This is a genomic window from Mycobacterium sp. AMU20-3851, from assembly GCF_043974665.1.
Classification (GTDB): Bacteria; Actinomycetota; Actinomycetes; order Mycobacteriales; family Mycobacteriaceae; genus Mycobacterium.
The window spans coordinates 3,077,680-3,101,204 of record NZ_CP146371.1 but is presented as its reverse complement, the minus strand read 5'-3'; the positions used below and the strand labels follow the sequence as shown (position 1 = coordinate 3,101,204).

22 protein-coding genes are annotated in these 23,525 nt (G+C 68.3%); 11 read left to right on the top strand and 11 right to left on the bottom strand.

From position 1 onward, the window contains the following. Positions 1 to 15: 15 nt before the first annotated feature. Genes V4U86_RS14790 through V4U86_RS14780 form a run of 3 tightly spaced genes read right to left on the bottom strand, consistent with a single transcriptional unit; the run spans position 16 to position 3,671 of the window. Positions 16 to 1,344 (bottom strand): ABC transporter substrate-binding protein, encoded by a 1,329-nt coding sequence (locus V4U86_RS14790; protein ID WP_395306737.1) that lies wholly within the window; start codon positions 1,342 to 1,344, stop codon positions 16 to 18. Between the two features lie 57 nt (positions 1,345 to 1,401). Beyond that, a complete protein-coding gene (locus V4U86_RS14785) occupies positions 1,402 to 2,187 on the bottom strand; it encodes an SDR family NAD(P)-dependent oxidoreductase (RefSeq protein ID WP_395306736.1) in 786 nt (261 codons plus the stop codon). Beyond that, on the bottom strand, positions 2,184 to 3,671 hold the full coding sequence (locus V4U86_RS14780) for an FGGY-family carbohydrate kinase (protein ID WP_395306735.1): 1,488 nt from the start codon (positions 3,669 to 3,671) through the stop codon (positions 2,184 to 2,186). Before V4U86_RS14780 ends, V4U86_RS14785 begins: the two co-directional genes overlap by 4 nt. A 194-nt stretch (positions 3,672 to 3,865) precedes the next feature. Here V4U86_RS14780 and V4U86_RS14775 point away from each other — a divergent pair, with 194 nt between their 5' ends. Together V4U86_RS14775 and V4U86_RS14770 are read left to right on the top strand one after the other, a co-directional pair. After that, positions 3,866 to 4,681: a BtpA/SgcQ family protein gene (locus V4U86_RS14775; protein WP_395306734.1), complete on the top strand. Its 816-nt coding sequence runs from the start codon at positions 3,866 to 3,868 to the stop codon at positions 4,679 to 4,681. Further along, the gene (locus tag V4U86_RS14770) at positions 4,678 to 5,415 is read left to right on the top strand and encodes an inositol monophosphatase family protein (RefSeq protein WP_395306733.1); all 738 of its coding nucleotides are present in this window, start codon (positions 4,678 to 4,680) and stop codon (positions 5,413 to 5,415) included. The genes V4U86_RS14775 and V4U86_RS14770 overlap by 4 nt, the downstream gene beginning before the upstream one ends. Here V4U86_RS14770 and V4U86_RS14765 read toward each other — a convergent pair. The 6 genes from V4U86_RS14765 to mptB form a co-directional block, all read right to left on the bottom strand. Then, complete coding sequence (locus V4U86_RS14765) at positions 5,398 to 6,201, bottom strand: DeoR/GlpR family DNA-binding transcription regulator (RefSeq protein WP_395306732.1); 804 nt, start codon at positions 6,199 to 6,201, stop codon at positions 5,398 to 5,400. The genes V4U86_RS14770 and V4U86_RS14765 overlap by 18 nt on opposite strands. Positions 6,202 to 6,268: 67 nt before the next feature. Beyond that, positions 6,269 to 7,234, bottom strand: a complete 966-nt coding sequence (locus V4U86_RS14760) for a COX15/CtaA family protein (protein WP_395306731.1) — start codon at positions 7,232 to 7,234, stop codon at positions 6,269 to 6,271. A gap of 49 nt (positions 7,235 to 7,283) precedes the next feature. Then, positions 7,284 to 7,964, bottom strand: a complete 681-nt coding sequence (locus V4U86_RS14755) for a DUF429 domain-containing protein (protein ID WP_395306730.1) — start codon at positions 7,962 to 7,964, stop codon at positions 7,284 to 7,286. 13 nt (positions 7,965 to 7,977) lie between these two features. Then, positions 7,978 to 8,757, bottom strand: coding sequence for an ABC transporter permease (locus tag V4U86_RS14750; protein WP_395306729.1), 780 nt, complete (start codon positions 8,755 to 8,757; stop codon positions 7,978 to 7,980). Then, positions 8,754 to 9,710: an ABC transporter ATP-binding protein gene (locus V4U86_RS14745; RefSeq protein ID WP_395306728.1), complete on the bottom strand. Its 957-nt coding sequence runs from the start codon at positions 9,708 to 9,710 to the stop codon at positions 8,754 to 8,756. Before V4U86_RS14745 ends, V4U86_RS14750 begins: the two co-directional genes overlap by 4 nt. Beyond that, complete coding sequence (gene mptB / locus V4U86_RS14740) at positions 9,707 to 11,371, bottom strand: polyprenol phosphomannose-dependent alpha 1,6 mannosyltransferase MptB (RefSeq protein ID WP_395306727.1); 1,665 nt, start codon at positions 11,369 to 11,371, stop codon at positions 9,707 to 9,709. Before mptB ends, V4U86_RS14745 begins: the two co-directional genes overlap by 4 nt. A 90-nt stretch (positions 11,372 to 11,461) precedes the next feature. Here mptB and V4U86_RS14735 point away from each other — a divergent pair, with 90 nt between their 5' ends. Genes V4U86_RS14735 through V4U86_RS14705 form a run of 7 tightly spaced genes read left to right on the top strand, consistent with a single transcriptional unit; the run spans position 11,462 to position 17,759 of the window. Beyond that, positions 11,462 to 12,250: a helix-turn-helix transcriptional regulator gene (locus V4U86_RS14735; protein WP_395306726.1), complete on the top strand. Its 789-nt coding sequence runs from the start codon at positions 11,462 to 11,464 to the stop codon at positions 12,248 to 12,250. Continuing rightward, positions 12,247 to 13,677, top strand: coding sequence for a Fe-S cluster assembly protein SufB (sufB, locus tag V4U86_RS14730; protein WP_395306725.1), 1,431 nt, complete (start codon positions 12,247 to 12,249; stop codon positions 13,675 to 13,677). The genes V4U86_RS14735 and sufB overlap by 4 nt, the downstream gene beginning before the upstream one ends. Continuing rightward, the gene (gene sufD, locus V4U86_RS14725) at positions 13,677 to 14,876 is read left to right on the top strand and encodes a Fe-S cluster assembly protein SufD (protein ID WP_395306724.1); all 1,200 of its coding nucleotides are present in this window, start codon (positions 13,677 to 13,679) and stop codon (positions 14,874 to 14,876) included. The genes sufB and sufD overlap by 1 nt, the downstream gene beginning before the upstream one ends. Before the next feature lie 2 nt (positions 14,877 to 14,878). Continuing rightward, positions 14,879 to 15,646, top strand: a complete 768-nt coding sequence (gene sufC, locus V4U86_RS14720) for a Fe-S cluster assembly ATPase SufC (protein ID WP_395306723.1) — start codon at positions 14,879 to 14,881, stop codon at positions 15,644 to 15,646. A 16-nt stretch (positions 15,647 to 15,662) separates the two neighbouring features. Continuing rightward, positions 15,663 to 16,931 carry a cysteine desulfurase gene (locus tag V4U86_RS14715; RefSeq protein ID WP_395306722.1) on the top strand — a complete coding sequence of 423 codons (1,269 nt, stop codon included), beginning with the start codon at positions 15,663 to 15,665 and terminating at the stop codon, positions 16,929 to 16,931. Positions 16,932 to 16,935: 4 nt separating this feature from the next. Beyond that, positions 16,936 to 17,394 (top strand): Fe-S cluster assembly sulfur transfer protein SufU, encoded by a 459-nt coding sequence (gene sufU, locus V4U86_RS14710; protein WP_395306721.1) that lies wholly within the window; start codon positions 16,936 to 16,938, stop codon positions 17,392 to 17,394. After that, positions 17,391 to 17,759, top strand: a complete 369-nt coding sequence (locus V4U86_RS14705; RefSeq protein WP_395306720.1) for a metal-sulfur cluster assembly factor — start codon at positions 17,391 to 17,393, stop codon at positions 17,757 to 17,759. Before sufU ends, V4U86_RS14705 begins: the two co-directional genes overlap by 4 nt. Here the strand turns inward: V4U86_RS14705 and V4U86_RS14700 are convergent, their stop codons facing one another. Further along, complete coding sequence (locus tag V4U86_RS14700; RefSeq protein ID WP_395306719.1) at positions 17,760 to 19,133, bottom strand: hypothetical protein; 1,374 nt, start codon at positions 19,131 to 19,133, stop codon at positions 17,760 to 17,762. Continuing rightward, positions 19,130 to 19,720, bottom strand: coding sequence for a TetR/AcrR family transcriptional regulator (locus V4U86_RS14695; protein WP_395306718.1), 591 nt, complete (start codon positions 19,718 to 19,720; stop codon positions 19,130 to 19,132). Before V4U86_RS14695 ends, V4U86_RS14700 begins: the two co-directional genes overlap by 4 nt. Positions 19,721 to 20,087: 367 nt before the next feature. Between V4U86_RS14695 and V4U86_RS14690 the strand changes: the two genes are divergently transcribed. Next, positions 20,088 to 21,677, top strand: a complete 1,590-nt coding sequence (locus V4U86_RS14690) for a glycoside hydrolase family 16 protein (protein ID WP_395306717.1) — start codon at positions 20,088 to 20,090, stop codon at positions 21,675 to 21,677. Positions 21,678 to 21,841: 164 nt separating this feature from the next. After that, a complete protein-coding gene (locus V4U86_RS14685) occupies positions 21,842 to 23,512 on the top strand; it encodes a glycoside hydrolase family 16 protein (RefSeq protein WP_395306716.1) in 1,671 nt (556 codons plus the stop codon). Positions 23,513 to 23,525: the final 13 nt, after the last annotated feature.

Here is a 23,525-nt window from a genome sequence, read left to right as displayed (position 1 = left end):
CCGGATTCCCTTCGCTCACTGCTGGATCCGCTCCACAGCTGCCTGCGCATCGCGCAGCGCGTCGGCGACGCTCTTGTTGCCTGCTGCGGCGTCGTTCAGCTCGGTGCCGACGGCCTGGATCATCTCCTCGCCGCCCTTGCCCTGGGTGAGCGGCGCGGCATCGGCCAGGATCTCACCGACGGTCTTGTAGTAGTCGGCGCCGTAGCCGTCGGCGAGCACCTTCGGATCGGTCAGCGAGCTCTGCCGGATCACCGCACCACCGTCGGCCACGCGCAGTGCGTCGGTCTCCGGTGAGGTCACCCAGGAGGCGAAGGCCCACGCGGCGTCGGCGGCACCGGAGTTGGCCGGGATGGCCCAGCTCCAGGAGCCGAGGGCCGACTTGCCGCCGGGGATCGGAGCCAGGGCGAACTGGCCGGCACGCTGCCCGGAGGCGCCTTCGGGATCGTTGAGGGCGGGCAGGTTCCAGTTGTAGCCGATCATCGAGGCGGACTTACCGCTGGAGACCGAACGGAAGGCCTCGTCGAAGCCCCAGGCCAGGCTGTTCGCCGGGGCCGCGGTCTGGTAGGTCTCGATGTACGCCTCCAGCGCGCGGGCGGCCTCGGGCGTGTCCAGGGTGGGCTTGCCGTCCTCGTCGTAGATGGAGCCACCGGCGGCGAACAGCCAGTTGGCCCATTCCTCGAAGATCTTGTAGCCGCGCTGGGGCTGCATCGCGATGCCGGACCGGTCTGCGGTCTTGAGTCGCTGCGAGGTCGACACCAGGGCATCGAGGTCGCCGGGCGCGGCCACGCCGGCCGCGGTGAGGTCGGCGGTGTTGTAGATGTAGCCCAGGGCGTAGTTGTAGAACGGCACCCCGTAGGTGGTGCCGTCGACCTCGGTGATGTCGGTCAGCGACGCGAAGAAGTCCTCGGGCTGATACCCGGTGGTCGAGGAGATCCGGTCGTTCAGCGGCTCCAGGAAGCCGGCATCGGCGAAGTCGTCCATCCACGGGTTGTCCACCACGATCAGGTCATACGCTGCCGAGGAGGCCTGGAACGAGGACACCAGACGGTCGCGCATCTGGTCGAAGGTCATGGTTTCGATCTGAACGTCGATGTCGGGGTACTTCTGGTTGAACTGTCCGACAAGGCCTTTGACGATATCGGTATCGGGCACGTTTTCCATCAGCACCCGCACGGTGGCGTTGGTGTCGGTGGGAACGTCACCGATGCCGGAGGACGTCTGCTCACCGGAGCCACCGGAGCCGGCACAGCCGGACAGGGTCAGGCCGGCGGCGGCGACGATCGCGGGCAACCAACGGGTTGCTTTCGACCTACCCGTGGGCCGGCTCAACATCGGAATTTTCATACGTGCTCACTTTCCCTGGGGGTGGGGTGGGGTGAATCGTTCATGGACCGTGCGGGGTCAGTCCATGTAGGCGCCGCCGTTGACCGACAGCGCCTCTCCGGTGATGAAGCGGGCATCTTCGGAGACCAGGAACGCCACGGCGCGCGCGACGTCGTCGGGGGTCTGCAGCCGACCCAGCGGGGTGGCGTCGATCCAGGACTGCCGCACCCCTTCCGGTGTGGAGCCGCTGAGCTTCGCCTCCCATTCCAGTTCCCGGCTCTGCATCGGCGTCGCGACGAAGCCGGGGCACACGCTGTTGACCGTGATGTGGTGCGCGGCAAGCTCGAAGGCCATCGCCTGGGTGAGCCCCAGGACACCGAACTTGGACGCCACGTAGTCCGCCAGGAACGGCACCCGGCCCTGTTTGGCGGCCATGGAGGCGGTGTTGACGATGGTGCCGTGGACCCCGGTGCGGATCATCGCGCGGGCGGCCGCCTGCCCGCACAGGAACACACCCTTGAGGTTGATGTCCAGGCTGCGGTCGAGCTGCTCGACGGTGACGTCGATGAAGCTCGCCATCGCCGAGATTCCGGCGTTGCTGACCCAGGCGTGCAGCCCGGTGCGGTCGGCGACCTCGTCGGCGAGCCGGGTCGCGCCGGCGGCGTCGGTGACGTCGAGCTGCGCTGCCTCGTGGCCGGCGCCGGTGAGCCCGGCACGGGTCTGCTCGGCGGCCTCGGCGTCGATATCGGACACCACCACCCGCCAGCCGCGTTCGGCGAGGGTGGTGGCGATGGCGCGGCCGATGCCTGATCCCGCGCCGGTGACGACGACCGTCTGGGTGGAGGGGGTGTTCGGGGAGGTCATGACCGGGCCTTTCGGGCGATGCGATGGGAGATGGGAGTGAGCACGTCTCCGAGTTCGCGCCACTGGGCGTAGGACTCGGCGTACCGCTCGACGTGTTTCGGATCGGGCACGACCGGTTCACCGACGGTCTGGAAGCTCTCGGTGCTGTCCCAATCGTCGAGCAGCCCGGTGCCGACGGCGGCGATCACCGCGGCGCCCAGCGAGGCGCCGGGGTGCCCGACGATCGGGGACAGCGGGGTGCCGAGCACATCGGCCAGGATCTGCTTCCACAACACCGAGCGGCTGCCGCCGTTGGTGACCAGCGCCCGGCGCAGCGGCACGCCCATCGACGCGAACACCTCGGTGTGGTGTTTGAAACCGTAGGCGATGGCCTCGAGCACCGAGCGGTACATGTCGGCCCGGTTGTGGGCCAGATCGAGGCCGACGAACGCACCCCGCAGGTCGGGGTCGTGCAGCGGGCTCTTCTCGCCGAGAAAGTAGGGCAGGCACAGGATCTCGGCCGGCCGGCGTGTCTGCGCCTCGTCGTCGAGGGCTACCAGGTCATGGCCACCGGACAGGGTCTGGAACCACCGGATCAGGCTTCCGCTGGTGGCCATGCAGCCGTTGGGCAGCCAGCGGCCCGGCACCGGGTGGGCGTCCAGGTACAGGCGGGCATCGATCACCGGCGTGTCGGCAGCGGCCAGGATGTCTCCGGCGCCGCCGAGTTTCACCAGCCAGTCGCCCTCGGCGTTGATCCCGGCCGCGTACGCCGACAGCACGTGGTCGGCACCGCCGACGATCAGCGGCAGGCCGGCGGGCAGGCCGCACGCCGCCGCGGCCGCGGCACTGAGCTCGCCGGCCCGGGTGCCCGGCGCCAACACCGGGGGCACCAGGTCGGGGCCCAGTCCGGCCGCGGTGTACATCGGCTCGAAGCGCTGCCCGTCGACGGTGCCGAGCCCCGACTCCAACGCCCAGTTCAGTTCCACGTGCGCGGGTGCACCGAGCGCCATCAGGACCCAGTCGTAGGAGCCGACCAGATGCGCGGTGGCACGCCAGTTCTCGGGTTCGTGGCGTTGCAGCCACAGTGCCGTGGGTCCGACCGACTGCTGGGTGACCGCTGATCCGGTGGCGCGGAGCACCGTGTCGGCGTCGAGGGCCTCTTGGAGTTCGGTGATCTCCGCGGTGGCGCGGGCATCGTTCTGCAGGATGGCGCGCCGTACGGGAGTGCCTGCGCTGTCCACCGGGACGACGGCCGGGACCATGCCGGTGGTCGAGAGCGCGCCGATCTGGTCGGGGGCGACCCCGGATTCGGCGAGGACGGCGCGGATGCCGGCGTGCACGTTGTCCAGCCATTGGGCGGGATCGGCCTCGGCCCGGCCCGGCGCGTCGGAGTACAGCCGCGCCTCGCCGGTGGCCTGGGCGACGATACGTGCGCGGCCGATGTCGACGAGCACGGTTTTGGTTCCCGTGGTGCCGATGTCGATGCCGATCGTGTACTCCGGCATGCCGTCCCTTCTGTGCGATTCGGCGAGGTTCGGAAGTGTGCCTCGCCGTAGTCCAACCACATTAACCGATGATGTTAGATTCTCACATCTTATGTGGGATAGTCACGGTATCTCACGAAAATGTGTACGATGACTGTGATTTAGTAACAGCCGTCGATCGAGTAACTCGAAGAAACGAAAGCGGAGAGGCACCCATGACCAACTGGCTTGACGAAGTATTTGCCGTGCAGAAGCCCGTGATCGCGATGCTGCATCTGTCGGCGCTGCCGGGCGATCCCGGGTTCGACTCCGCAGCCGGTATCCGCGCGGTCGTCGACCGGGCCCGCGGCGAACTCGCCGCCCTGCAGGAGGGCGGGGTGGACGGGGTGATGATCTCCAACGAGTTCAGCCTGCCGTACCTGACCAAGACCGAGCCGATCACCGCCATCACCATGGCCCGGATCATCGGTGAACTGCTGCCCGACTTCACCGTTCCCTACGGAGTGAACGTGCTGTGGGACGGCCGGGCCTCGATCGATCTCGCCGTCGCGACCGGCGCGAAGTGGGTCCGGGAGATCTTCACCGGCGTGTATGCCAGCGATTTCGGCCTGTGGGACACCAACGTCGGCGAGGTCGCGCGGCATCGTCACCGCATCGGCGGCAGCGGGGTCAAGCTGCTGTTCAACATCGTTCCGGAGTCGGCGGTCTACCTGGCCCACCGTGATCTGGCCTCGATCGCCGCCACCACGGTGTTCGCCACCAAGCCGGACGGCATCTGCGTGTCCGGGCTGACCGCCGGTGCGCCCACCGATGCCCAGGCCCTGCGGGTGGTCAAGGACAACGCGGGCTCGGTGCCGGTGTTCGTCAACACCGGTGTGCGGGCACACAATGCGGCCGAGCAGCTGTCGGTCGCCGACGGTGCCATCGTCGGCACCTACTTCAAGGAGGACGGTGTGTTCGAGAATCGCGCGGTGGCCTCGCGGGCGACCGAACTGATGGACGCCGTCAAGGAATTCCGCAAGACGCTGTGAACGATTCACTGCGGGTGCTCGCGGTCCAGGCCGCCCGCGCCGGTGCGGCGGTGTGCCTGCGGCAGTGGGGTCAACAGGTCGACGTCAGCACCAAGAGCGCGGCCGGTGATGTGGTGACCGCGGTCGATCGTGCCGCCGAGGAAACCGTGCGCACGGCGCTGCTGGCCGCCAGGCCCGAAGACGGTGTGCTCGGCGAGGAATTGGCCGAGCACACCGGCAGCGGGGGGCTGCAGTGGGTGGTCGACCCGCTGGACGGCACCACCAACTACACCCGGCGACTTCCGCACTTCGCCACCTCGGTGGCGGTGCGGTCGGTGGCCGACGGCAGCTGGCTGGCCGGCGCGGTGTGCGCGCCGGCCCTCGGGCAGACCTGGAGTGCCGCCAAGGGGCATGGCGCACAGGTTGATTCGGGTTCGGGTGCCCAGGTACTGCCGCTGGCGATGGTGGAGTCCTCGGCGCGGCTGGTGGGCACCGGCCTGTCCTACGATGCCGCGCACCGGCGCAGGCAACTGGACCAGATGCCCGCCCTGATGACCGGATACACCGACATGCGCCGGTTCGGCGCCGCGGCGGTGGATCTGTGCCTGGTGGCCCAGGGCAGCCTCGACGCCTTCACCGAGGACGATCTCGCCGTACACGACTGGGCCGCCGGTGCGCTCATCGCCGAGGAGGCGGGCGCGCTGGTCATCCGTCCGGGCGAAGGTGCAAGCGAGATGTCAGCGCGCCGGCGCTGACCGGTCGGCATTCACACAGACCACCGACACCCCGGCCGAACGCAGTGACTCCACTGCCGGGTGGGTGCTCGGCCCATCGGTGACCAGAATCGAGATCGCCGAGACCGGGGCGACATTGATCAGCTGCACGCGCCCGAGTTTGGTGGCGTCGGCGGCCACGATCACCCGGTCGGCGGCCCGCATGGCCGCCTGCTTCACATTGCCTTCCTCGCGGTGGTACTCCGAGGCGCCGCGTTTGCCGTCCACCCCGGCGATGCCCATCACGTAGGTGTCGCAGTTGTAGCGCAGGTAGAAGTCCTCGGCCTCGGCGCCGATCAGGCTGAGTTCGCCCGGCCGGATCTTGCCGCCGGTCAGCAGGATGGTGGTGTCGGGTTCGTCGGCCAGTTCGACCGCCACCAGCACGCTCGGGGTGATCACGGTCAGACCCAGATTGCGGCCCTTGATCGCCCGCGCCACCGCCAGCACGGTGCTGCCGCTGTCCAGGATCACGGTTTCCTGCGGGGTGAGCAGGTCGGCGACCGCTCGGGCGATGTGCAGTTTTTCGTCGGCCGCATCGGCGGCCCGGGCCGCGAAGGAGGGTTCGGTGGATTTGCCCCCGAAGGCGATGGCGCCGCCGAGGACCCGCCGGGCGATGCCCTGTTCCTCCAGCCGCTCGATATCGCGGCGGATGGTCATCTCCGAGACACCGAACTCGTCGGCCAGGTTGGCGAAATCAACCTCGCGGTCGGTGTGGATGCGCGCGGCGATCGCCGTCCGTCGGGTGCTGGCGTTCATGCCGGGTGCCATGCCGCCAGCCTAAATCACCGATGTGAGCGAATCACACTGATCACATCGCGCTGTCGCGGGATTGTGATCAGTGCACAGGTTCGGGAACGGGTTCGCGGACGACCCGCTCACGCATCGACGCCCACAGCGCCGCGGTCGCCGCGGTGCACGCACCGGCACCCGCCACGTGCAGGGCCACCAGCGCCTCCGGGACACCGGTGAAGAACTGCACCGCGCCGAGCGCGCCCTGGGCGGCCACCAGCACCACGACGACGCCCAGGCGGGTCAGCACCGGGCGGGGCGCGGCGACGGCCAACAGCGCGAAACCGAGCGCCACCAGCAGCGACAGATAGCCGATCAGCAGCGACGAGTGCATGTGCACCAGCGTGGTGATCTCGATCTCAAGGCGGGGGACCGGCCGCTCCAGGCTCTTGTCGCCGGCGTGCGGGCCGGCACCGGTCACCATGGTCCCGGTGACCAACACCGCCGACAGCGCCACGCCGCTCAGGACGGTCAGCCAGCGCAGCGGTTCGGGCACCACCGGCTCCGGGACGCCGGCATCGGGCTCACCGATCTTGACGTACAGCAGCACCGCAAGCCACACCATCGCCATCGACACCAGCAGGTGGATCGCCACCGTCCACCAGAGCAGACCGGTCAGCACGGTGATGCCGCCGATGACCGCCTGGGCGACCGTCGAGGCCGGCATCAGCCAGGCGTATCCCAGTACCTCCCGGCGGCGCCGGGCACGGGTGACCGCGATGACGGCGGCCGCCGCGGTCAGCACCACCAGGAAGGTCAGCATCCGGTTGCCGAATTCCACGGCCTGGTGGATGCCGGCGACCTCGGGGTGCGGCACCGGGGTGAAGCTGCCCGGGAAGCACTGCGGCCAGGTCGGGCAGCCGAGCCCGGAGGCGGTGACTCGGACGATGGCGCCGGTGACGGCGATGCCGCCCTGGGTGAGGATCACGCAGGCGGCGATGATGCGCTGGGTGCGCAGACTGGGCATGGGCAGCGTATCGACGAGTCGCAGGAAGAGTCGTCCGACAGCCACGGTCCCGATCGTAGAGCAGTGCGAACTACGGTCCGTAGTAGGGCCGGTGTCAGCACCAGATCGCCAGCTGCTGACCGCGTTCGTTGACCTGGGGTGGGTCCGGGAGGCTGTATGCCGCGCCGGTGGCGATGCGCTGGGCGCTCCAGGCCGCGGCGGCCGCGTCCAGCACGTCGTCGGCCGCGACGGCGGCGACCGCGCTGCCCAGATCCTCCGGCAGGTCGATCCCGTGCTCGGCCAGGATGCGTAGTCGGGCGCGTTGGCCGCGCCAACTCTTCTTCCGGCCGTCGGAGGGCTGCAGGCCCATCTCCCGGAAGGAGAGTTCGGGGTGCACCTCGCGCATCAGCCGTGGGGACTCGGCATGCACCTGCTCGGCCTCCAGGATCTTGCTGCGCAGTCCCCAGGTCTGGATGCTGATGCCGGCCCCGGTCAGAGCCCGCGCGACGGTGCTGGCCGAGGCATGGTCCACCGCGTCGAACACCGGGCGGGGCGGCATCACGAACAGGCTCGACGATCGGGCCCCGAGCCGGCGTTTGGCTTCCCGATCGCTCGAGCGCACCTCGGTGTCCATCAGGCCCAACGGCATGTCCACCCCGGCGACGCCGGCACCGGGCACCGCGTCGAGCAGGCCGCGCAGGCTGGGATGTACATGCGCGGCGGCGTACCGCCCGTCGTGCAGCTCGATGCCGACCCAGCCCAGCCTGCAGCCGTCCACACCGAGCACGGTGCTCATCGCGACGCCGGGCTCAGGTGAACCGGAACCAGCGCAGCGCCGCCAACGCGGACAGCACGCCCCAGACGGCCAGCACGGCGATCCCGAACCAATCCACCGACAGCGTCATGGCCTGACTCAGCGACTCGGTCAGCGCGCCCGACGGGGTGAGCCGCGCCACCCAGCGCAGCGCGGCGGGCACCGGCCCGCCCTCCAGCGTCAGTGCGCCCAGCGCGGCGAAGACGAACCACAGCAGGTTGGCCAGCGCGAGCACGATCTCCGAGCGCAGCGTGCCACCGAGTAGCAGCCCCAGGGCGGCGAACGTCGCGGTGCCGACCGCGATCACCGCCGCGCCCAACGCCAGGCCGAGGACGGCGGGGCGCCAGCCGAGGGCAAAACCGATGGCGCCCAACAGGATCGACTGCAGGAACACCACGGTCACCACGGCCAGCGCCTTGCCGGCGATGATGCCCCACACCGGAAGTGCGGTGGCGCCCAGTCGTTTCAGCGCCCCGTACCGCCGGTCGAAGGCCACCGCGATGGCCTGGCCGGTGAAGGCGGTCGAGATGACCGCCAGCGCCATGATCGCCGGGACGAAGGTGGCGACCCGGTTGTCGCCGAAGTCGCCGAGCGGCAGCAGGGTCAGCCCGATGAGCAGCGTGATCGGGATGAACATGGTCAACAGCAGCTGTTCACCGTTGCGCAGCAGCAGCCGCAGTTCCAGACCGAACTGCGCGAGCAGCATCTGGCGGACCCCGGCGGGGCGCGGGTCGGGGGAGAAGGTGCCCGCGGCGAAACGATTGGTCACGGTCACGATCTGAGCTCCCGGCCGGTGAGGTCGAGGAAGACGTCCTCGAGGCTGCGTTGCTCGACACGCATGTCGGTGGCCAGCACGTTCACCCGGGCGCACCAGGCGGTCACGGTGGCCAGCACCTGCGGGTCGATCTGTCCCTCGACCAGATACTCGCCCGCGGCGGCCTCGGTGGCCCGGTAGTTCTCCGGCAGTGCGGAGACCAGTAGGGCCAGGTCCAGTCGCGGCGGGGCGGTGAAGCGCAGCTGGTTCTCCGCGCCACTGCGCATCAGCTCGGCCGGGGTGCCCGCGGCGACTGTCGTCCCGTGATCGATGATCATCAGCCGGTCCGCCAGTTCCTCGGCCTCGGCGAGCTGGTGGGTGGTCAGCACCACGGTCACCCCGTCGCGGCGCAGGGCGTCGATGAGTTCCCAGACCACGATCCGGGCGTGCGCGTCCATGCCGGCCGTCGGCTCGTCGAGGAACACCAACTCGGGGCGGCCGACGACGGCGCAGGCCAGCGCGAGCCGCTGCTGCTGACCACCGGACAACCGGCGGTAGGTGGTCTTGGCGGCGTCGGTGAGCCCGAGGGTGTCCAACAGCCACTGCGGGTCCAGCGGGTTGGCCGCGTAGGCCGCGACCAGATTGAGCATCTCACCGGCGCGGGCCGCAGGGTATCCGCCGCCGCCCTGCAGCATCACCCCGATCCGCTCGCGTAGACGGGCGTTGTCGGTGGCCGGATCCAGGCCGAGGATCTCGATGCTGCCCGCATCCGGGCGCAGGAAGCCCTCGCACATCTCGATGGTGGTGGTCTTGCCGGCGCCGTTGGGGCCGAGCAGTGCGAACACCTCGGCGCGGTGCACGTCCAGATCGAGGTTGTCCACCGCGGCGGGCGCCGTCGCCGCCCCGTATCTCTTGGTCACGCCGCGCAGGCGTACGACGGCTTCCTCCGAGGAAGCTCCAGAACCGGTGGTCACGGGGATTCAGCGTAGGCGTCGGGTTTGGCCGCCGGTGGCTCTGGTCCGGGTCTGCGGCCGTCCGGGCCGGGATCGGGCCCGCTGTCGGGCAGCGGGCGCCAGGGCAGCCGGCGATAGGTGATGGCGATCAGCAGCAGCACGATCACCGCGCTGGCCAGGGTGGCGTCGACGATCTGGAACAGCGCGAACCGGTCGCCGTTGGCCGTCGGCCCGAAGATGCCCACCACCAGCGTCATCGCGATCGCCGAGCCGCGGAAGCCGGGGCGGGTGGCCCAGGTGGCCAGCGGGATGATCGCCCACAGCAGGTACCAGGGCTGCACCACCGGGAACAGCAGCACGCTGGCGCCCAGCGCCACACCCAGGCCGCCGACCGGGTGCAGGCGGCCGCGCAGCACGGCCAACAGCAGCCAGCTGACCAGGATTGCGATGATGATCACACCGATGCCGCGGGTGAGGCCCAGCACCGAGGTGGTGTGGTCGCCGAGGCCGAGCAGGATGCCGACCTGACCGGTGCCCAGCGCGATCAGCGTCGGCGGCGACATCCAGGACCGCACCACGTTGGCGGTGCCCAGGGTGAACAACCAGCCGAAGCCGAGTCCGCTGGCCCAGCCGATCACCGCCATCACCGCCAGTGACAGCGCGCCGAGGGAGAAGCTGGCGGCCAGGAAGGCCTTGATGGTTCCGCCCCAGCGCCAGGCCAGCGCCATGCCGACGAAACCCAACGCCAGCAGGGCCGGCAGCTTGACCTGGGAGGACATTGTGATCAGCACGGTGCCCGCGAGCAGCATCGCGCTCGACTGCGCGGGCAGCCGCCAGCTGCCGTCACGCACCCCGTCGATGCCGCGCAGGGCGAATTCGGTACCGGCCAGCATCAGGCCCAGCATCAGCGCCTCGTTGTGGATGCCGGCCACCAGGTGCATGAACAGCAGCGGGTTGCACGGGCCCAGCCACAACGCGCTGACCTCGTGCACGCCGCAGCGCTGCGCCAGGCGCGGGGTGGCCCAGACGATCAGTCCGACACCGAGCAGCACCACCAGCCGGTGGCAGAGCACAGCGGCGACGATGTTGTCCCCGGTCACCACCGAGATGCCCTCGCCGATCCACAGGAACAGCGGCCCGTACGGGGCCGGGGTCTCCCGCCACAGGCTGGGGACCGAGAGGGTGAACACGTGGTCGAGGCCGAGTCCGGGGGCCGGACCGACCTGATACGGATCCAGTCCCAGCCGGGCGATCTGGCTCTGCGCGAGATAGGAGTAGACGTCCTTGCTGTACATCGGCGGGGCGATGAGCAGCGGCAACAGCCAGAGCAGCAGGGTGCGGTCGAGCTGACTGCGCGACATCCGGTGCGGACCGAGCGCGAAGCGGCCCAGCATCAGCCAGGCCAGCGCCATCATCACCGCGCCGGTGGTGGTCATCGTCAGCGACACCGTCTGGATGCGCGAGGGCAGGTTGAGCAGCCGGACCCCGAAGGTCGGGTCCTGGACGACCGGGCGCGCACCGGCGCCGAGGGCGCCGATGGCCATGAGGACGGTTCCGGTCGCACCGAAAACCCTGGTGCGGCGCAGTGAGATGACCTCGGCGCCGTTCAGCGGGGAGCCGACCGACCGTTCGTCGGCGTGCCAACGGGCGACCGCCGAGCTGAAGGACCCTAGGGCGGTCATGCGAGCAGCGTAACCGCCGCCGTCCGGTGCCCCGCCGCGGTTAGGGTTACCTTGCTGGAACCGCTGAACGAATTCCGTCACAATGGTGTTGTGAAATTCGGCTCGGAGGCTTCGGGCGCGGCGACCGCCGCGCTCGCTTCTGCTGTGCCCGCCGAAGGTCACACCCGCAGTGCCATCGTGCAGCTGCTGCTGGAGGGCCCGGTCACCGCCGGGGACATCGGCCAGCGTCTCGGTATCTCGGCCGCGGGCGTGCGCCGGCATCTGGACGCTTTGATAGACGCCGGGGACGCCGAGGCCAGTGCCGCGGCGGCCTGGCAGCACAACGGCCGGGGCCGTCCCGCCAAGCGGTACCGGCTGACCGCCGCCGGCCGGGCGAAACTGTCCCACGCCTACGACGATCTGGCGGTCGCCGCGATGCGCCAGCTCCGCGAGATCGGCGGGGACGACGCGGTGCGCACGTTCGCGCGGCGCCGCATCGACTCCATCCTGGCCGGGGTTCCCCAAGTGGAAGGCGCCGGGGCGGAGGCCCGGGCGGTCGAACAGACCGCGGACCGGGTGGCCGCCGCGCTGACCGATGCCGGGTACGCGACCACCACCGCACCGGTGGCCGGTCCGCTGCCCGGCGTGCAGATCTGCCAGCATCACTGTCCGGTATCACACGTCGCCGAGGAATTTCCCGAGCTCTGCGACGCTGAACAAGAAGCGTTCGTCGAAATCCTGGGCACCCACGTCCAGCGGCTCGCCACCATCGTCAACGGCGACTTCGCCTGCACCACCCACGTTCCACTGGGCGTCAACCCGGCCGAGCCGGGCAAGCCCACCACCGTTCGGCCCGCAGCCCGCGCCGAATCCACCACCACACAAGGAGTGTCGCGATGACCCTCACCCCGGAGACCCCGCTGACCCAGGAAGAGACCATTGCGTCCCTGGGCAAGTATGGCTACGGCTGGTCGGACTCCGATGTCGCCGGCGCCAGCGCCCAGCGTGGCCTGAACGAGGCCGTCGTCCGCGACATCTCGGCCAAGAAGAGCGAGCCCGAGTGGATGCTCGACATCCGGCTCAAGGCGCTGCGCACCTTCGACAAGAAGCCGATGCCGAATTGGGGTTCGGACCTCGACGGCATCTTCTTCGACAACATCAAGTACTTCGTGCGTTCCAGCGAGAAGCAGGCCGCCAGCTGGGACGACCTGCCCGCGGACATCAAGAACACCTACGACAAGCTGGGCATCCCGGAGGCGGAGAAGCAGCGCCTGGTCTCCGGTGTGGCCGCCCAGTACGAGTCCGAGGTCGTCTACCACTCGATCCGCGAGGATCTGGAGGCCCAGGGCGTCATCTTCCTGGACACCGACTCGGGTCTGCGGGAGCACCCCGAGCTGTTCCGCAAGTACTTCGGCACCGTCATCCCGGCCGGGGACAACAAGTTCTCCGCGCTGAACACCGCGGTGTGGTCGGGTGGCTCGTTCATCTACGTGCCGCCGGGCGTGCACGTCGACATCCCGCTGCAGGCGTACTTCCGGATCAACACCGAGAACATGGGCCAGTTCGAGCGCACGCTGATCATCGTCGACGAGGGCGCCTACGTGCACTACGTCGAAGGCTGCACCGCGCCGATCTACAAGTCCGACTCGCTGCACTCCGCAGTCGTCGAGATCATCGTGAAGCCCGGCGGCCGTTGCCGCTATACGACCATCCAGAACTGGTCGAACAATGTCTACAACCTGGTGACCAAGCGGGCCCGCGCCGAGGCCGGCGCCACCATGGAATGGGTCGACGGCAACATCGGCTCCAAGGTCACCATGAAGTACCCGGCCGTGTGGATGACCGGTGAGTACGCCAAGGGCGAGGTGCTCTCGGTGGCGTTCGCCGGTGAGGGCCAGCACCAGGACACCGGTGCCAAGATGCTGCACCTGGCGCCGCACACCTCGAGCAACATCGTGTCCAAGTCGGTGGCCCGCGGCGGTGGCCGCGCCTCCTACCGCGGCCTGGTCCAGGTCAACAAGGGTGCGCACGGCTCGAAGTCCAGCGTGAAATGCGATGCGCTGCTGGTGGATACGATCAGCCGCAGCGACACCTACCCGTACGTCGACATCCGCGAGGACGACGTCACGATGGGCCACGAGGCCACCGTGTCCAAGGTCAGCGAGGATCAGCTGTTCTACCTGATGAGCCGCGGCCTCACCGAGGACGAGGCGATGGCGATGGTGGTGCGCGGATTCGTCGAGCCGATCGCCAAGGAACTCCCGATGGAATACGCGCTTGAGCTCAACCGGCTCATCGAACTGCAGATGGAAGGGGCCGTGGGTTAGTGGCTTCGCAACTCACTCAGGCGTCCGAGGGCGCCGCCAAGCCCGGCTCGGTGCTCAACCTGAACAAGGGCGAACTGTTCGCCTCCTACGATGTCAACGCCTTCGAGGTGCCCGGCGGCCGTGACGAGCTGTGGCGGTTCACCCCGCTGAAGCGGCTGCGCGGTCTGCACGACGGATCCGCCGCGGCGACGGGCTCCGCGCTCATCGAGGTCACCGAGCGTCCCGGCGTCACGGTCGAGACCGTCGGCCGGGACGACGAGCGGCTCGGCCAGGCCGGCGCGCCCACCGATCGTGTTGCCGCCCAGGCGTACTCGTCCTTCTCCCAAGCGACCGTGGTGACCGTGGCCCGCGACACCGAGGTGGCCGAGCCGATCGAGATCGTCGTCAACGGTCCCGGCGCGGGCAACGTCGCCTACGGGCATCTGCAGATCCGGGTCGCGGAACTGTCCCGCGCCATCGTGGTGGTGGATCTGCGCGGCAGTGGAACCTACGCCGACAACGTCGAGATCATCGTCGGTGACTCCGCCGGTCTCGGGGTCATCTGGATCGCGGACTGGGCCGACGACACCGTGCACGTGAGCGCACACCACGCCAAGCTCGGCAAGGACGCCACCCTCGGGCACGTCAACGTCACGCTCGGCGGCGATGTGGTGCGTACCTCGGCCACCGTCCGGTTCACCGCGCCCGGCGGCGACGCCAAGATGCTCGGCACGTACTTCGCCGACGACGGCCAGCATTTCGAGTCCCGGCTGCTCGTCGACCACGCGGTGCCCAACTGCAAGTCCGACGTGCTCTACAAGGGTGCCCTGCAGGGCGATCCGGCGTCCGACAAGCCCGATGCGCACACCGTCTGGATCGGCGATGTGCTGATCCGGGCCGAAGCCACCGGCACCGACACCTACGAGGCGAACCGCAACCTGGTGCTCACCGACGGTGCCCGCGCCGACTCGGTGCCCAACCTGGAGATCGAGACCGGCGAGATCCTCGGCGCCGGGCACGCCAGTGCCACCGGCCGTTTCGACGATGAGCAGCTGTTCTACCTGCGTGCTCGCGGCATCCCTGAGGACCAGGCCCGCCGGCTGGTGGTCCGCGGGTTCTTCAACGAGATCATCGCGAAGATCGCCGTGCCCGCCGTACGGGACCGCCTCACCGACGCCATTGAACGAGAACTAGCAATCACGGAATCGAGAACCTCCTAACCATGACCACTCTGGAAATCAAGGATCTGCACGCATCGGTCGTCACGCCTGACGGCGCCGACATCCCCATCCTCAAGGGTGTCGACCTCACCGTGAAGTCGGGGGAGACCCACGCGGTCATGGGCCCCAACGGATCCGGCAAGTCGACACTGTCCTACGCCATCGCCGGGCACCCCAAGTACACCGTCACCTCCGGATCGATCACCCTGGACGGCCAGGACGTGCTGGAGATGAGCATCGACGAGCGCGCGCGAGCGGGTCTCTTCCTGGCGATGCAGTACCCGGTCGAGGTGCCCGGGGTCTCGATGTCGAACTTCCTGCGCACCGCGGCCACCGCCGTGCGCGGCGAGGCGCCCAAGCTGCGGCACTGGGTCAAAGAGGTCAAGGGCGCCATGGCCGATCTGGAGATCGACGCCGCCTTCGGCGAGCGCAGCGTCAACGAGGGCTTCTCCGGCGGCGAGAAGAAGCGCCACGAGATCCTGCAGCTGTCGCTGCTGAAGCCGAAGATCGCCATCCTCGACGAGACCGACTCCGGTCTGGACGTCGACGCGCTGCGCATCGTCAGTGAGGGCGTCAACCGGTACGCCGAGGCGGAGAACGGCGGTCTGCTGCTGATCACGCACTACACCCGGATCCTGCGCTACATCCGCCCGCAGTTCGTGCACGTGTTCTACGACGGCCGGGTCATCGAGTCCGGTGGGCCCGAACTGGCCGACGAGCTCGAAGAGAACGGTTACGAGCGCTTCACCCAGGCCGCATCAACCACATAGAGAAGGAGCGCCAGATATGACCCTGTCCGATATCCGTTCCGCAGCACTGGATCTGGAGGGGATCGCCCGCATCCGGGCCGACTTCCCCATCCTGAACCGGGTGATGCGCGGCGGGTGTCAACTGGCATATCTGGACTCCGGGGCGACATCGCAGAAACCGTTGGCGGTGCTGGACGCCGAGCGGGCGTTCCTGACCACCTCCAACGGTGCGGTGCACCGCGGTGCGCACCAGTTGATGGAGGAATCCACCGACGCCTACGAGCAGGGGCGCGCGGACATCGCCGCCTTCGTGGGTGCCGATGACGACGAGCTGGTATTCACCAAGAACGCCACCGAGGCCATCAACCTGGTCGCATACACCCTGGGCGACAGGCGGTTCGATCGAGCCGTGGGCCCCGGCGACGTCATCGTCACCACCGAATTGGAGCACCACGCGAACCTGGTGCCCTGGCAGGAGCTGGCCCGGCGCACCGGTGCCACCCTGCGCTGGTACGGGGTCACCGACGACGGTCGCATCGACCTGGACTCACTGCAGCTCGACGAGCGGGTGAAGGTGGTGGCGTTCACCCACCATTCCAACGTCACCGGGGCGTTGGCACCGGTCGAGGAGATCGTGCGACGGGCCAAGTCGGTCGGCGCACTGACGCTGCTGGACGCCTGCCAGTCGGTGCCGCATCAGCCGGTCGACTTCCACGCACTCGATGTCGATTTCGCGGCCTTCTCCGGCCACAAGATGCTGGGCCCGACCGGGATCGGCGCACTGTACGGACGTCGCGAACTGCTGAACGCGTTGCCGCCGTTCATCACCGGTGGATCCATGATCGAGACCGTGACCATGGCGGAGACCACCTTCGCGCCCGCACCGCAACGGTTCGAGGCGGGCACCCCGATGACATCGCAGGTGGTCGGCTTGGCCGCCGCGGCCCGCTACCTGAGCGCGATCGGCATGCCGGCGGTGCAGGCCCATGAGCAGACGTTGGTCGCCGCCGCGCTGGCCGGTCTGTCCGAGGTGCCCGGCGTCCGGATCATCGGCCCGCAGACCGTGGAACGGCGGTCCTCACCGGTGAGTTTCGTGCTCGACGGTGTGCATGCCCACGATGTGGGGCAGGTGCTCGACGATGAGGGTGTCGCGGTCCGGGTGGGCCATCACTGCGCGGCGCCGCTGCACCGGCGCTTCGGGATCAGCGCGACCGCTCGCGCCTCCTTCGCGGTCTACAACACCCTCGACGAGGTGGACCGGTTGGTGGCCGGGGTGAACCGCGCGGTGGAGTTCTTCGGGCGCTGATCTGATGAGACTGGAACAGATGTACCAGGAAGTGATCCTGGACCACTACAAGCACCCGCACCACCGCGGGTTGCGCGAACCGTTCGGCGCCGAGGTGCACCACGTCAACCCGACGTGCGGGGACGAGGTGACGCTGCGGGTCGCGCTGTCGGCGGACGGCGAGACGGTGGCGGACGTCTCCTACGACGGCCAGGGCTGTTCGATCAGTCAGGCCGCCACCTCGGTGCTCACCGATCAGGTGATCGGGCAGAGCGTCGGCGACGCGCTGAAAACCGTCGCCGCCTTCACCGAGATGATCTCCTCGCGCGGCAACGTGGAGGGTGACGAAGAGGTGATCGGGGATGGGATCGCCTTCGCCGGCGTATCGAAGTACCCCGCCCGGGTGAAATGTGCACTACTGGGTTGGACGGCTTTCAAGGCCGCAGTGGCCGAGGCCAGCCATGACATGGAGGACAAACGATGAGTGACGCTGCTGAAGGAACCCAGTCCGCGGCACCGGCCGACGAGGCATTCCTGGCCGACGTCGAAGAGGCGATGCGCGACGTGGTGGACCCCGAACTCGGGATCAACGTCGTCGACCTCGGCCTGGTCTACGGGCTGAACGTCGAGGAGGGCGAGAGCGGCCCGGTCGCGCTGATCGACATGACCCTGACCTCGGCGGCCTGCCCGCTCACCGATGTCATCGAGGACCAGACGCGCACCGCACTGGTGGGCGCCGGCCTGGTCAACGACATCAAGCTCAACTGGGTGTGGAACCCGCCGTGGGGCCCGGACAAGATCACCGACGACGGCCGCGAGCAGTTGCGGGCGCTGGGTTTCACCGTCTGATCACACCGAGTCATGGTGTAGCACCCGTACTTCGAAGGCCTCCAGCCGAGCGGTATTCGGTCCCGGCGCTCGGATCACGATCGGGGCGCCGGTCTTGTTGATCACCAACAGCTTTCGGGTCCCGTCCCGCGTGATGAAACCTTGCGCGTGGACGCGTGGGTCCGGATGGCCGGGATGCCCGGCGCTCGTCGCGACCAGGACGTCCCCGGGCCCGAAGTGGCGCAGCAGATATGCCAGGGCGTCGTAACGGGTGTTGGGTGCACCCGTCTCCCAGTCGATGAGGCTGACTCCGGGGATCATGCCGGGATAGTCCATGAACTCTGCGATGCCGACGACGTCGATTCCGAGTTCGACCAACCGCGCCCACAGGTAGGACTGCACCGCCGCGCTCAGCGCCCAGTACTCGTCGGAGATGACGGGCTCGGGATTCATCAGGTCGGCCGGGAAGGTACCCAATTCGTTGATGAACGTCTTGGTATCGGGCGCGATCCGGCGGCGGATCGAATCGATTAGCCGGACCTGGTCGAGGAACCCGTCGGCCTGCGCGAAATAGATGTCACGCCAGTGGCTTTCCGGTGCGTTGGGTTCGGGGCGGAGCGGATCCACGATCTCGGGATGTGCATAGAAGTGGTAGGACATGGCATCGGGCGCTTCGCCGTCCAGGTGGTTGGCAGGATCCAGGAACGTCCAGAAGTACTCGGGATTCCGGTGCATGTGGGTCAACGACAACCCGACGAACTTCATGTCCGGATCCAGCGGACGCAGCCGGCTGACCACGGCGTCGTACAGCGCGGTGTAGGTCTGCGGCGACATTCCGCGCATATCTGGTTCGCACAACACCTCCCAGTAGGCGAAGCGGTAGCGATGCCCCGATTCATGCCACTGGCCCAACTCGTCGGTGAATCCGCCGGCGATATACCAACTGGCGACCCGGTGGAAATAGTCGGCCACCTCGGCCATCGTCGGGTCTCGCAACTCGGTGCCCCGCTCGTAGTCCCAGACGATGGTGTCCGGATCCTCGGGCACGGACACCCAGTCGGTGAACATCCAGGCGGGAATGGTGGCGAAGTTGGCCACCACCGGTCTGCTATCGGCGGCCGCCATGACGTCCTCGACGAATGGATCCAACAGCCTGAAGTCCCAGTGCGTTGCGTCGGCGGTCGGTGGATCCAGTTGTGCCACAGACAATCTGGGGTGGGAGAACCAGGGCAGGAAACGGACCAGATCGGCCTGCAGGTCGCGCAACGCCCCGAAGGCGCGGGTGTGGATCGGTGAACCCCGGCGCAGCGGGGGAGCCGTCCACACGTGTGTGGTCAGGGTCGTCTGTGACAGCCGGGTGGTGTTCTGCCAATCGATCTCGATGTCGATGTTCACGTATCTCCTTCCAACATGGTCGGGAAGCCGAGTGCCGGCAGGATCGCCTGGTCGACGATCGCCGCGAGCGCGATGTCGCCGGGAAGGTCCCCGGTGTCGATCTGGTGCTTGATCACCAACGCCTCACCGATATCGCAGACGACCGGGGTGACGCGCCGGGGGTCTATCTCGCCGCAGGCCGCATAATGCTCGATCACGGTCTGGGTGAAGCGGCTGCCGTGGATGTCGAAGACTTCGCGGTACAGCGCGTCCACTAGGTCGGGCCGACGGCGGCGCTCGGCGAGAATCGCGGCGACCGCGGGGGCGGCCGGACCGGATAGCCACCGCGTCAACTGTTCGAGCGACCGGAGCAGATCGGTGCGAAGCTGTCCGCCCTCGACGGTAATCTCCTCGCGCGGGTACGCGGTGGCGAGTGCGTCGATCAGCAGAGCATCCGGCGACGCCCAATGCCGGTAGATCGATGTCTTGGCGGCCGCCGCGCGGCGGGCGATGCCCTCGACCGTCAGCCTGGCGAGCCCGGTGACCGCCACTTCGGCCAGGACGGCTGCCCGGCAGTCCCCCCTGAGCTGATCCACGGGTCTGCGCATGCCGCCAACATAGCTACGTATCCATAGCTACGCAACCGTGTCTACGTACCGGCGGGGGTCGGAATTTGAATTCAATCGGCTCATGGAATTCATTTCGCCGCCATTGATTGTATTCAAAAAACAATTTTCTGAATTTGCCCTGTGAGTTCCGGGCGCCTCGGTTAATGTCTGATGTGCGACGGCTTGCCGCCGCAAGTTTCGATCCAAATGTGTAGTGGCACCACATGTTCCAGCACGACAGTCACCTAGAACCGGGGCTGTCGATACCGTTCGCGGTCTGTTGTGTGACAAGTTGAGTTTGCGCTGTGCGTTGGTCACACCCTCCCGCATACCTCCGCTGTGGGTAGACGAATCGAGGGTCGTGGACATGATCGATCAGGGAGAGACCGTACTTCGCATCTGGCTGCGTGCCGGCGTGCTGGCGGCGGGACTCGGCGCCGCGGTCGCGGCCGGACAGGGATCGGCGACGGCGTCGGCCGACGGTGGGACCGGTTCGGCCGCAGCGAGTTCGGGAGCATCGGCAGGATCGGCGGCATCTCCCGCCGGCACTGCCTCGGCCGCACCATCCGGGGCCCGATCCCGACCGAACCTCGGTCCGCGCAGGGCATTCCAGGGTCGTGTCGATGCTCGATCCGGGCCGGCGATCCGCCCCGGTGCGAAGACGCAGCGCGACATTCCCGAAGCCGAGTCCGGTATCGACGCACCGCGCACCGTCACGTTGGCGGTCCCCGAAGGGGATATCCCCACGCCACCGGACAATGCAGTGACCAGCACCGGCGGATTGGTCGTGAAAACCTCGCCGGACCGGCCGTACGACCGTCGCCGCCCCGGCGCAGATACCCGCCCGGCCCGCGCCGATCGGGACAGTTCCCGCCCGGAAAGCGTTGATGCAGTGCAGGATCTGGCCCCGTTCCCGGACCGCCAGGACGCCGAGGCGACGGTCGCATCCGCGGCCACCGTCACCACGGCGGTCGCCAAACCCCCGACGATCCGAAGCTTCGTCAGCCACGTCATGGCGCGCATCGGGTTCAAGCCGTTGCGCGTCAGCTTGGCGCTGCCCAGGGCGGTTCGGAACTGGTGGGCCGACGTCCGGGCCAGACTTCTGGGACTGCCCAAACCGGGAAGCGGTGCAGCGCCCGGTGATCCGCCGCTGGACCCGGGGGCGGGGTCTTCGGAACCGGTGCTGCTGTGGGAGACCAACTTCACCTCGGTGTCCGAGGCGATGCAGGCGTGGTCCCTGCAGCGCGGTCGGTGGGGGCAGGTTGCCGGCGAAAACCAGTATTACACCGCGGATTTCTCCAATGTGACCGTCGATGCGGACGGACACCTGATCATCACGGTGCGCCGTGAGCGCACGCCGGACAATGCCGCCGCGCCCAACAACTACACGTCGGCCCGCATGGTGACGCACGGAAAGCAGACCGTCGAACCGAACAGTCGCATCGTGGCCCGCATGCAACTGCCCTATTCGAAGGGCCTGTTGCCTGCGTTCTGGATGGTGGGTCTGGAGCCCGGCCATGAATTCGACTGGCCGCGCCAGGGCGAGGTGGACATCATCGAGTACCCGGGGTTCGGTACCGCCGAAGGTGCGTCGCACTGGACCGGCAACGTGCACGGTCCCGCGGCGACCAACAACACCGTGGACGTCAAACTGCACAACATCGGCGGCGATACCGGTACGGACCTGTCACAGGGCTTCCACGAGTATGGAATCGACTGGTACACCGACCGGATCGTGTGGCATATCGACGGCGTGCAGACCGGTCAGGTCACCAGGGCTCAGTACGAGGCGCTCGGCGGTGACTGGACACCGTTCTCCGGGGCGTGGCCGCACTACCTGATTCTCAACGTCGCCGTCGGCCACGACTGGACCGGCGATCCGGATCCGTCCGCGCAGTTCCCGCCGCAGCAGATGAAGGTGGATTGGGTGCGGGTCTACTCCCTGTCGGCGGACTGATTCGCGGTGCCGTCCGGTGTGTCGTGTCCGTCACTCCCGAACCCGATTGGTAGCCCCCACATTCCGCGGCCGTTCCGTTATCGTGGGCCGACCCGGTCGGGCAGGGATCAGTCGAGGGCGCTCGGCGGGCCGCCGGCTGTCACGGCGAATCGGAGGAACAGTCAATGAGGCGCGACCCATCGGGCCGACGCGGAGCGAGCGCGGTTGCGACGCCGTACGACGCTCTGCTGGAGCCACGTTGTCCGCAGGCCCCGGCATCCACCGGCCTGCCGTACGGGCTGCGCTACTGGATCACCGGAGGTTTGGGCGCCCTCGGAGTCGGTCTGGCGCTGTCACTTTCGGCGGGCACGGCGGCCGCCGCGCCCGCGGCAGGCAGCGAGGGTGGTGGCGCATCGACGAGTTCGGGCACTTCGTCCATCGCCGGCGAACGCCCCGACCGCGAGTCGGCCACCGGCTCGGGCCGAACCGCCTCCGCCGCGAGTCGTCCGGGCCTGAACCGGAAGGCTGTGCGCACCGTCCGTTCGGCCGGGCCGGTCGCCCGGGATACCGTCGACCCCGGCGAACCGGTCGACGAGACGACGTCGACCCCCGATACCGGCACCGACACCGCTGAGGCCAACGAGAAGCCTTCGGCTGCAAGCTCTTCGGGGCGCCCGGGCGAGACAGGGGAGCCAGCCCCGACGCCGGCGAAGTCGGTCCGCGACGACGCCGACGAGCGGACCGCGACGACAGTGTCCGCACCGTCGACGAGGACGGTGGCGGCCGCCGACGCGCTGCCCGCCGCGGCCGCCCTGACCGCAACAGCCGGCGCACCGGCGATCCCCGGTTCGGGCGCGCTGGTCAACGGACGAGTCGTCGTCGGCACCGTCATCGTCGACCTGCTCAATGTCGTCGGTCTGCGGCTCGGCCTGCCGGTCCCCGGACAGTTCGCCCGGCTGCTGCCCATTGCCGTGCCGTCTCAGTTCGAGGTGTTCTGGTTCACCGCACGGCGCAACATATACGGCTCACCGGGATCCAATCCGGGCGGACCCGGCAATCCGGGCAATCCGGGGCAACTCCCGCTGATCTGGGAAACCAACTTCGACAGCGAGGAAGAAGCCGCGCGGTACTGGACCTATCACACCGGACGCTGGGGGGCCTCGGCCGGAGACAAGCAGTACTACACCGACGGCGACAACGACTACATCGATGCCGACGGCAACCTCGTGATCGAGGCCCGGCGCGAGACACCGCCGGACGGTGCCTCCGCCCCGTACAACTACACGTCATCGCGCATGGTCACCTACGGCAAGCAGACGATCTCCGTCGGCCAGCGGGTGGTGGCCCGCATCCAGATGCCCACCGACAAGGGCACGGTGCCGGCGTTCTGGACGCTCGGCCTCAAACCCGGCGACGAGTTCGACTTTCCCAGCCAGGGTGAGATCGACATCGCCGAGGTGGCCGGTCACGGTACCGAGGAGTCCAGGCGCACCTGGGTCGGCAATCTGCACGGCGGTGCCGCCTGGAACGAGGACGTGGAGATCAAGATGCAGGGCATCGGCGCCGATCTCGGCGAGGATCTGTCCAACAATTTCCACGAGTTCGGGATGGACTGGCACGCCGACCGCATCGTCTGGCACATCGACGGTGTCGAGGTCGCGCAGGTCACCCAGCAGGAATGGGAGGCTGTCGGTGGCGACTGGACACCGTTCTCGGGGGTCTACGACCACTACCTGATCCTCAATATCGCCGTCGGTAACAACTGGACCGGCAACCCGCCGGCCGATCAGCCGTTCCAGTCCCAGATGAAGGTGGACTGGGTCAAGGTCTATTCGCTGGACACCGTTACGGTCTGACCTGTTCGGGCAA